Origin of the sequence: Halomonas sp. 707D4 (assembly GCF_024158685.1) — a bacterium.
GTDB lineage: Bacteria > Pseudomonadota > Gammaproteobacteria > Pseudomonadales > Halomonadaceae > Vreelandella.
Window position 1 is genome coordinate 1 of sequence record NZ_JAMZBD010000062.1, and the last position, 10,077, is coordinate 10,077.

The following is a 10,077-nucleotide window of genomic DNA, read 5'->3' on the forward strand; positions in this document are numbered from 1 at the left end:
CCCTGCATCTCGAGGATGCCCCCGACGGCGGGCTTCGCGTGCGTGCAAGGCTTGCCCGCGAGCACCACGTCGAGCCGTCATAGCGGCGCACTATCACGGCTATTCCACAATGATTGAGCGTTCTTAAGGTTGCGGTAAGAATTCCGTGCAAATGTAAAGGTACTGACAAAGTACTCGGCAGACAGCGCTCTGCACATTCTGATCACGGAGGTAGTGCCATGAATCTGATGGTTCGCAAGCCCAAACCGCTCGTCCAGTTCGGTGAAACCCCGGTGCTGACCACCCCTTCGGCCAAAGAGCTTGGCCAGGAAAGCCCGGCGCTTTCGGTGCTGACCGATTTCACCCAGGTGGCACCGCAGTCGATCGCCGCAGACACGCCGATCAGCGATGCCCACCTCAAGATGCGCCACGGTGGCGTGCGGCTCTTGTTCGTCATCGACCGTGACGCCCACTGCATCGGCGTATTGACCTCCAAGGAAGTGATCGGCACCCGGCGCATCAACCTGGCCATGCAGCAGCGCCAGCTCGACCGCGAGGAGATCACCGCCGAAATGATCATGACGCCCTGGGAAAAACTCAGCGCCATGCCCATGGAGCACCTCGCCTCGCTGAGCATCCAGGATCTGATCCTCTCCATGGAGAGCTTCACCGAGCAGCACCTGCTGGTGACCGAGCATAACGCCGAGGGTGCGCTGAGCGTGCGCGGCCTCATCTCGGTGACCGATATCCAGAACGCCATCGGCAAGGGCGCGAGCAGCAAGGTGCCCAACACCGTGGTGCCCATGGCCAGCAGCTTCGCCGATATCTGCCAGGTCATCACCGGCCACGATTTGTAATACGACCGCTTTCCACGACCGCCCTCCTTGGAGGGCGGTTTTTTTTGATCTTCAACGGCCGAAAGGCGCCGATGGGCGCCTTTCGGTTGGCCATGACGGCCAAATGAGCCCGTGATCTAGAACAGCGAGGCGTTGATCAGAAGGTGTGCCCCGATACTGGCGATATAGCCGAGCAGGATCGCCGGCAGCCAGCGCAGGTGTACCGCGAAGGTATAGATGCCGCGGGCCTGGCCCATCAGTGCTACCCCCGCCGCCGAGCCCATGGAAAGCAGGCTTCCGCCGACGCCGGCGGTCAGGGTGATCAAGAGCCAGTTGCCTTCGGACATGTCTGGCGCCATCGCAAGCACGGCGAACATCACCGGGATGTTGTCGACCACCGCCGAGATCAGGCCCAGCACCACGTTGGCCCAGATCGGGTTCCAGCCGCCATAGAGGGTTTCCGAAAGAAGGGCGAGGTAGCCCATGAACCCCAGGCCCCCGACGCACAGCACCACCCCGTAGAAGAACAGCAGGGTGTCCCACTCCGAGCGGGCGATCCGGCTGAAGATATCGAAGGGTACGACGCTTCCGAGCTGCTCGAGCTTCTTCCAGTCACCGCGGCGGGAGTAGCGCTCGCGCTTGCGCTCGAGCGAGCGCGGCAGGCTCCGGCGCAGGTAGTAGCCGAAGAACTGCAGCAGGCCGAGTCCGAACATCATGCCCATCGCCGGCGGGAGGTGAAGGATCGAGTGGCACAGCACCGAGATCGCCACGGTCAAGAGGAACAGCACGATGATGCGCCGTGCGCCACGCTTGAGCCAGACGTTCTCGGTGAGGGCGGCGGGCTGACGATTGACGATGAAGAAGTTCATGATCACCGCCGGCACCATGAAGTTGATGATCGCCGGTACCAGCAGCACGAAAAAGCCCATGAAGGGCACCTGGCCACCCTGCCAGACCATCAGCGTGGTGATGTCGCCAAACGGGCTGAAAGCACCGCCGGCGTTGGAGGCGACCACCACGTTGACGCAGCAGAGACCGATGAACTTCTTGTCGCCCTCGGCGACCTTCAGCACCACCGCGCACATCAACATGGCGGTGGTCATGTTGTTGGCGATCGACGAGATGAAGAAAGCGAGAAAACCGGTGATCCAGAACAGGCTGCGGTAGCTGAACCCCTTGCGTACGAGCCAGGCGCGCAGTGCATCGAACACGCGCCGCTCCTCCATGGCGTTGATGTAGGTCATCGCCACCAGCAAGAAGAGCAGAAGTTCGGTGTACTCCAGAAGCGTTTCGCGAAACGCCGTCTCGGACTCCTCGGGCAGGCCCGCCTGCACGTAGACCCAGGCGATGATCGCCCAGATAAGCCCCGCCGCCACCAGCACCGGCTTGGACTTGCGCATGTGAATGATCTCTTCGCTCATCACCAGCGCGTAGGCGAGAATGAACAGCGCGACCGAGACGATGCCGGCAACGGAGGAGGTCAAGTCGAGCGAGCCGGGGGCAGCGAAGGCGAGCGAGGGAAAGGCAAGCAGCACGAATAAGATCAACAGCCACGCACCCCGGCGGTCGAGGCACCGGGTTGCGAGGACGTCTGATGGAGTCATGGTGGTGGGATCCTGGGCGTTAGGAGTAGGTGGGCAACGCTGCGATGATAAGCACCCTAACGAAATGGTGCAACGCAGCGCCTGCACATGCGGATGCGACGATTCGCCGCATCCACAAACTCCATTTTATACCGCCCGGGAAGCGCTACTCAACCGTTACGCTCTTTGCCAGGTTGCGCGGCTGATCGACGTCGGTGCCCTTGAGTACCGCCACGTGATAGCTCAAGAGCTGGAGCGGCAGCGTGTAGAGCAGCGGCGCCAGCGCCTCGTGCACGTAGGGCAGCGTCAGTACCTGGATGCCTTCCTGGCCCGTGATGTCGACGTTCTCGTCGGCGAACACGAACAGCTGGCCGCCACGGGCGCGTACCTCCTGCAGGTTCGACTTGAGTTTCTCGAGCAAGTCGTCGTTGGGCGCCACCGAGATCACCGGCATCTCGCTGTCCACCAGCGCAAGAGGGCCGTGCTTGAGTTCGCCGGCGGGGTAGGCCTCGGCATGGATGTAGGAGATCTCCTTGAGCTTGAGCGCGCCCTCCAGCGCCACCGGGTAGTGGGCGCCGCGCCCCAGAAACAGCGCATGCTGCTTCTCGGCGAAGGCCTGGGAGAGCGCCTCGATCTGACCATCGAGGGCCAGCACCTGGCGGCAAAGCCCGGGCAGCTTGCGCAGCACCTCGACGATGTCGCGATGGTCGTCATCGCCCCGGGCTTTCGCCACGGAAAGCGTCAAGAGCATCAGCGCGACGAGCTGGGTGGTGAACGCCTTGGTCGAGGCCACGCCGATCTCCGGGCCCGCTCGGGTCATCAGCGCCACGTCGGATTCGCGCACCAGCGAGCTTCCCGGCACGTTGCAGATCGCAAGCGAGCCGATGTAGCCCAGCGTCTTGGCAAAACGCAGCGCAGCGAGGGTATCGGCGGTCTCGCCGGACTGGGAAAGGGCAACGAACAGCGTGCCCTCGGGCACCACCGGATAGCGGTAGCGGTACTCCGAGGCGACTTCCACCTGTACCGGGATACCGGCGTAGCGCTCGAGCCAGTAACGCGCCACCAGCCCCGCGTGAAAGCTGGTACCGCAGGCGATGACATGGATCTGCCGGGCGCGCTGGAAAAGCGCCTGGGCATCGGGGCCGAAGCTTTCGACCAGCACGCTGCCGGCACTCAGTCGGCCCTCCAGCACCGCCTCGATCACCTCGGGCTGCTCGAAGATCTCCTTGAGCATGTAATGGCGATACTCGCCTTTGCTCGCCGCGCCATCGCCGTGCTCGAAGGTGTGCACCGTGCGCTCGACCGGCTGTCCGGCGCGGTCGACCACGCTGATCGCGCCCTTCTCGCGAAGTACTACCAGGTCACCCTCTTCGAGGTAGATGAAGCGGTCGGTCACCGGCAAAAGCGCCATCGGGTCGGAGGCGAGAAACGCCTCGTCGATGCCCACGCCCACGACCAGCGGGCTCCCCTGACGGGCGCCGACCACCACGCCGGGCTCCGAAGCGCTCATCACGCCCAGCGCATAGGCGCCGCCCAGCTGGGTGACGATGGTGCGCGTCGCCTCGAACAGGTCCTCGCCCTTCGAAAGTCGCTCGTCGAGCAAGTGAGCGATCACTTCGGTATCGGTCTGCGAGTGGAAGGTCACACCGTCACTTTCCAGACGCTGCTTGATCGGCTCGTAGTTCTCGATGATGCCGTTGTGCACCACCGCCACCCGCTCGGCGCCGTGGTGCGGGTGGGCGTTGGCCTCGGTGGGCTTGCCGTGGGTCGCCCAGCGGGTGTGGGCGATACCGGTAATGCCCGGCAGCGGCGCAGCGGCGAGCTTGTCGGCAAGCGCGCCCACCTTGCCCACTGCCCGGTGACGCGAGAGTACAGACCCGTCCTGCACCGTCATGCCGGCGGAGTCGTAGCCGCGATACTCCAGGCGCTTTAGGCCTTCGAGCAGGATCTCTTGTACGTTGCGCTGTGCAACCGCCGCGACGATGCCACACATGGGTTCTCTCCTGAGCTTTCAAGACGGGGTGGTTAAGACGTTTTCTTGCTCGGGCGCGGCCACGCAGCCTTCTGGCGCTGCAGACTACGGGTGAACGACAGCGCCTGGTCGTCGACGTTACGGGTGATGGTGGACCCCGCGCCGATGGTGGCGCCGGCGCCGATCGTGACCGGCGCCACCAGGGCGCTGTTGGAGCCGATGAACGCCGCATCGCCGATCACGGTGCGGTGCTTGTTGGCGCCGTCGTAGTTGCAGGTGATGGTGCCCGCGCCGACGTTCACGTCGCGCCCCAGGGTGGCATCGCCCACGTAGCTCAAGTGGTTGATCTTGCTGCCCTCGCCCACCTCGGCGTTCTTGGTCTCGACGAAGTTGCCCACCTTGGCGCCGGCGGCTAGACGCGTGCCGGGTCGCAGCCGGGCAAAGGGCCCGATCCGGTTGTCCCCGGCACTTACGGTATCCTCGATCACGCTATGGCTGTCAATCACACTTCCGGCGCCCAGCGTGCTGTTTTTGATCACGCTGTAGGGGCCGACATGGACGCCCTTTTCTAATACCACCGTGCCTTCGAACACGCAGCCGACATCAATGAACACGTCCTCGCCGCAGGTGAGCGTGCCGCGTATGTCACACCGCGACGGGTCCGCCAGTGCCACGCCCTGGGCCATCAACGCCTCAGCCAGGCGCGCCTGGTAGGCCCGCTCGAGGCGCGCCATCTGGATGCGGTCGTTGATGCCTTCGACCTCCAGCGCACTCTTGGGCTGAGCGGTGCACACCCGCGTGCCCTCCTCGTGGGCCAGAGCGATCACGTCGGTCAGGTAGTACTCGCCCTGGGCGTTGTCGTCGGAGAGCGTGGGCAGCCAGCGCGCAAGCTGGGCGCTGGTCATCGCCATGATGCCGGTGTTGCACTCGGTGATGGCGAGTTCGTCCTCGCTTGCATCCTTCTGCTCGACGATGGCGATCGCCTGCCCCTGGGCGTCGCGCTTGATGCGCCCGTAGCCGGTCGGGTCGGGCAGCGTCACGGTCAGAAGCCCCATCCGCGTGTCGTCCACCTGGTCGAGCAGCGCGGAGAGCGTATCGGCCTCGATCATCGGCACGTCGCCGTAGAGCACCAGCACCTTGCCGTTGCCCCATAGGCCCTGCGCCTGGGCGACGGCGTGGCCGGTGCCCTTCTGCTGTGCCTGAACGGCGAAGGTGACATTGCGATCCGCGAGCGCTTCACGCAGCGCCTCTGCGCCGTGGCCGATCACCACGTGGGTGCGCGTCGGGGCAAGCTCGGCGGCGGCGTCGAGCACGTGCTCCACCAAGGGCTTTCCCGCCAGAGTATGCAGCACCTTGGGCGTCTGCGAGCGCATCCGCGAGCCCTTGCCGGCGGCCAGGACGACGATATCGAGTTCCTGCATGTCATTCACCTGTAGAAGAGAGAGCGGGAGTCCAGGCATCGATGCCGAGCTCGTCGAGCAGCGCCTCGCCGAAGTCGTCGACGAAGGCGGGGCTCGCCAGACTCTGCCAGTGGCCCTCGTCGTCGTTGACCAGCATCAGCACGTTCAGGTCGTTATCGACGGCCAGCTGCATGCCCTGCTCCTCGCCGACCACCAGAAGCGCCGTGGCCCAGGCGTCCGCCCAGGCGTTGGAGGGGTGGAACACCGATACCGAGGCGAGGTTGTGGGTGACCGGGCGCCCGGTGCGCGGGTCGATGGTGTGCGAGTAGCGCTGCCCGTCGACCTCGAAATAGTTGCGGTAGTCACCGGAGGTGGCCACCGACTGCGACTCCAGCGGAATGATGTGCTGCGCCTCGGGGCGGCCGTTTCGGGGCACCTCGATACCGATGCGCCAGGGTTCCTGCTCGGCCTCGTCACGATGCCCGCGCGAGATCAGGTCGCCGCCGAGGTTGACGAGATAATCCTCGATGCCCTGCTGATCAAGGTACGCCGCCACCCGATCGGTCGCGTGCCCCTTGGCGACGCCGGAAAGATCGACGAAGACGTCGCGCTCGCGCCGGGCCTGCATCGACTGGGTATCCACCTCGACGGCATCGAAGCCGACCTGCGCCAGGCGCTGCTCGAGCGCCTCCGGGGAGGGTACCTCTTCCGGGCGCGCACCGGGACCGAAGCTCCACAGGTTGACCAGCTCGCCGATGGTGATGTCGAAGGCGCCGTGGCTCGCCTCGGCCACCGACTGGCTGATCGCCATCACCTCGATCAGCTCGTTGGAGAGCGGCTGCCACTCATCGAGCGGTGCCTGGTTGAAGGCGATCAGCTCCGAGTCGTCGCGGTAGGTCGACATCGCCTGATCGACACTCTCGAGCTCGGCGAGGATGCCCTCTTCAAGCGCCTGCGCCTCGCTCTGGGTCAGGGCATCGACGATGGTCACCTGGTAGAAAGTGCCGAAGATGCCGCCCTCGAAGCGAACCGGGGACTCGAGCGGCCGATCGCTCTCCGAACAGCCCGCAAGCCATAGAGCGCCCGTCAGCCAGACGACTCGGCGCCACCGCGGCGAAGTGTTTCTCATGACATGTTCCCTTGAAATGACGCCCAGGCATTAGAAATGGAAAAACCACAAAAGCCAAGCGCCGAACAGTACGCGGTAGATGACGAACGGCTGCATGCCGAGCTTCTTGATCAGCGCGAGAAAGAAATGGATGCAGACGTAGGCGCTCAAGCCCGACAGCAGCGTGGCGACCAGCGTCGCTTGCAGATCGATGGTGACTTCGCTGCTGGCCAGTTGGAAGGCTTTGAGCCCGCCGGCGAGTATGATGACAGGAATGGAGAGCAGAAACGAGAAACGCGAGGCGCCTTCTCGGCTCATGCCAGTCAGAAGTGCGGCAGTAATGGTGATTCCCGAGCGCGAGGTGCCGGGAATCAGAGCCAGCGCCTGAGCGGCGCCAATGATCAATACGTCCTTCAGCGTCAACTGGTATTCACTGCGCGTACCGCGCGTATTCCAGTCAGCGTAGCCGAGGGCCAGCCCGAACAGGATCAGGCTCAGCGCGATCACCAGCGTCGAGCGCATGTAACCTTCGATGACATCCTCAAGCGCGAAACCGACGATGCACACCGGCAGCGTGGCCATGGTCACCCAAAGGGCCAACCGGGCATCGTCGTTCATACCATTGCCCGCAAGGGCCGTCATGCTACTGGTCGCCATCTGCCAGAGCTCACGCCTGAAATACACGACGACCGCGCTCAAGCTGCCCAGGTGCAGTGCAACATCGAAGGCCAGCCCCTGGTCCTGCCATTCGGTGAGGACCGGGACCAGTATGAGATGGGCCGAACTCGAAATAGGTAAAAACTCGGTGAGACCTTGCACGACTGCCAATACCACCACTTGAAGCCAATCCATCGATTGTCCTATTCATTTGCGTTGTTTGATCGTGTTTTCTCTTCCAAGCGGGGCAAAGAATACACACCTGCTCATTTCTTGTCCGCCTCGGCAGCGAACGAGCAACGGGGGCTATGGATTACGCCGCCATACGCTACAATGGAGCTTCATCGAACGTGAGCCCCGGCAAGGACCCCATGTCTCAGACCGTAGAATCGTCAGTGGTTCAACACCACGCGCTCGATCACCGCGAAGCCAAGCGGGTGACCTACATCGGTGCCTGGCTCGACGCCGTGTTGAGCATCGTCAAGGTGGCGGTCGGTTTTCTGGTCGGCTCGGCGGCGCTGATCGCCGACGGCATCCACTCGCTGTCGGACCTGGTCACCGACGGCTTCGTGCTGGCCGCCATCCACTACGGTCGCCAGGAGCCGGACGAGGACCACCACTACGGTCACGGTCGAATAGAGACGCTCACCACCCTGCTGCTCGGCAGTATCCTGATCTTCGTTGCCGGGGGGATCGCCTGGTCGAGCCTCGATCGGCTGGTGAGCGGCCAGGGTGTCAGCGCCCCGGGGTTCGTCGCGATCGGCATCACGGTGGTGGCGCTTGCCAGCAAGGAGTGGATATTTCGCTACACCATGCGCGTGGCCAAGCGCGTCAAGTCGAAGCTTCTGGAAGCCAATGCCTGGCACTCGCGCAGCGACGCGCTCTCCACTGCCGTGGTACTGGTGGCGCTTCTGGGCGCCCAGTTCGGCGTCGGCTGGCTGGATGCGGTCGCGGCGGTGGTGGTGGGACTGCTGGTCGGCAAGGTGGGGTGGGATCTGCTGTGGCAATCCGCCCGCGAGCTCGTCGATACCGCGCTTCCCGAGGACGTGCAGCAGCAGATGCACGACGTGGCCTGCAGCGTGTCCGGGGTGGACAGCGTGCACGACCTGCGCACTCGCCAGTCCGCCGGCTGGGTGATGGTCGACCTGCACATCGTGGTGGGGCCGACGATCACCGTCTCGGAAGCCCACGAGATCGGCAACGAAGTCAGCCGCCGGCTGCGCCAGGCGTTTCCGCTGCTCACCGACGTGATCTTCCATATCGACCCGGAAGACGATGCCGGCGAAGGCGACCCCAGCAAGCTCCCGGGTCTTCCCCTGCGTCCGGAGGTCGAGGCCGCCCTGGATGCGCGCTGGTACGCCCATCCGGTGTGGCGCACACTCAACGAACTGCAGCTTCACTACCTGGACAACAAGGTATCGGTCTCGCTGATCATCAGTGACGCCGTCCACCAGCCGCCCCAGTGCCTGGCCAGCCAGTTGAAGGCCATGGCCGGCGATATCGAGTGGCTCGGTCACGTCGAAATTCTCTACATCACCCGGGCGGCGAGCAGCGCGCTGCGCTGAACGATCGTCGCCGGTGGCGGTCTCACGCCACCGTGCGCATCGACGATGGCGGTGCGCGATGCCGGCGGCTCGAACGAGCCGCCTCCTGCCCGCTACCTGCTGCCCCGGACGACATGGACGCCCTCAATCTCGCTCTTTTCGAACTGCTCAATTCTCCCTCTAACGCTCCCGACTGGCTCGTGACGATCGCCACGCTCTGCGCCTCGGACATCATCCTGGTGGTGCCGGCGCTGCTGGTGCTGGGCTGGCTGCTCGGTGACGACGCCTCCAGACGGCCGCTGTTCGAGGCCTTCGTCGCCACGCTTCTGGCCTTGGGCGTCAGCGGGGCGATCGGAGCGCTGTGGCCGATGCCGCGCCCCTTCATGGTGCCGGTCGGCGAATACCTGCTCGAGCACGCGGCCACGCCCGCCTTTCCGAGCAACCATCTGACGATCATGCTGACCATGGCCTTCAGCCTGACGCTGCACGATCGCACCCGACGGCTCGGCCATGCGCTGCTGGTGGCCGCCGTGCCGGTCGCCTGGGCGAGGGTCTATCTGGGCGTTCACTTCCCGCGGGACATGATCGGGGCCTTGATGCTCGCCCCGACAATGGCGGCGCTGACCGGGCTCGGTCGCGCCTGGCTGGTGACCCCGCCCTACGAGCGGGTCGTGCTGCGCTGTCATCGCACGCTGTTCGCCCCGCTCATCGCGCGCGGCTGGGTACGGCGCTAGGCGCCGTACCCGCGCTCACAGGTGGGCGAGGATGGTGGTGGCAATGGTGAAGTAGATCAGCACGCCCGTGGCATCGATCAGCGTGGTGACCAGCGGAGCCGAAGCGGTCGCCGGGTCGACCTTGAAGCGCTCGAGCACGAAGGGCAGGCACATGCCCATCAGGCTTCCGAACAGCACGATGGTCACCATGCTCAGCGCCACGATCATGGCGACCGCCTCGCCGCCGCGCATGATGCCAATCGGCGCCACGGCGACCGCCATGGT

General features: G+C 64.6%; 9 protein-coding genes. 3 read left to right on the plus strand and 6 right to left on the minus strand.

Features of this window, described 5'->3' with window-relative positions:
- The first annotated feature begins 218 nt into the window (after nt 1-218).
- A complete protein-coding gene (locus tag BIS11_RS04390) occupies nt 219-836 on the plus strand; it encodes a CBS domain-containing protein (RefSeq protein ID WP_253421007.1) in 618 nt (205 codons plus the stop codon).
- A gap of 116 nt (nt 837-952) precedes the next feature.
- Here BIS11_RS04390 and nhaD read toward each other — a convergent pair whose 3' ends face one another.
- The 5 genes from nhaD to BIS11_RS04415 all read right to left on the minus strand — a co-directional run bounded on the left by nhaD (nt 953) and on the right by BIS11_RS04415 (nt 7,730).
- The gene (nhaD, locus tag BIS11_RS04395) at nt 953-2,419 is read right to left on the minus strand and encodes a sodium:proton antiporter NhaD (protein WP_253421010.1); all 1,467 of its coding nucleotides are present in this window, start codon (nt 2,417-2,419) and stop codon (nt 953-955) included.
- Nucleotides 2,420-2,564: 145 nt separating this feature from the next.
- Nucleotides 2,565-4,391 carry a glutamine--fructose-6-phosphate transaminase (isomerizing) gene (gene glmS / locus BIS11_RS04400; protein WP_253421012.1) on the minus strand — a complete coding sequence of 609 codons (1,827 nt, stop codon included), beginning with the start codon at nt 4,389-4,391 and terminating at the stop codon, nt 2,565-2,567.
- A gap of 32 nt (nt 4,392-4,423) precedes the next feature.
- Entirely contained in the window at nt 4,424-5,791 is a 1,368-nt protein-coding gene (gene glmU, locus BIS11_RS04405) for a bifunctional UDP-N-acetylglucosamine diphosphorylase/glucosamine-1-phosphate N-acetyltransferase GlmU (RefSeq protein ID WP_253421014.1), read from the minus strand.
- Nucleotide 5,792: 1 nt separating this feature from the next.
- Nucleotides 5,793-6,899, minus strand: a complete 1,107-nt coding sequence (locus BIS11_RS04410; RefSeq protein WP_253421016.1) for an FAD:protein FMN transferase — start codon at nt 6,897-6,899, stop codon at nt 5,793-5,795.
- Nucleotides 6,900-6,929: 30 nt separating this feature from the next.
- Nucleotides 6,930-7,730, minus strand: coding sequence for an undecaprenyl-diphosphate phosphatase (locus tag BIS11_RS04415; protein WP_253421018.1), 801 nt, complete (start codon nt 7,728-7,730; stop codon nt 6,930-6,932).
- Nucleotides 7,731-7,906: 176 nt separating this feature from the next.
- Between BIS11_RS04415 and BIS11_RS04420 the strand changes: the two genes are divergently transcribed.
- The gene (locus tag BIS11_RS04420) at nt 7,907-9,100 is read left to right on the plus strand and encodes a cation diffusion facilitator family transporter (RefSeq protein WP_253421020.1); all 1,194 of its coding nucleotides are present in this window, start codon (nt 7,907-7,909) and stop codon (nt 9,098-9,100) included.
- Between the two features lie 32 nt (nt 9,101-9,132).
- Nucleotides 9,133-9,813, plus strand: a complete 681-nt coding sequence (locus tag BIS11_RS04425) for a phosphatase PAP2 family protein (RefSeq protein WP_253421022.1) — start codon at nt 9,133-9,135, stop codon at nt 9,811-9,813.
- Nucleotides 9,814-9,828: 15 nt separating this feature from the next.
- Here the strand turns inward: BIS11_RS04425 and BIS11_RS04430 are convergent.
- On the minus strand, nt 9,829-10,077 hold a 249-nt coding region (locus BIS11_RS04430; RefSeq protein ID WP_253585767.1), incomplete at its 5' end, for a magnesium transporter.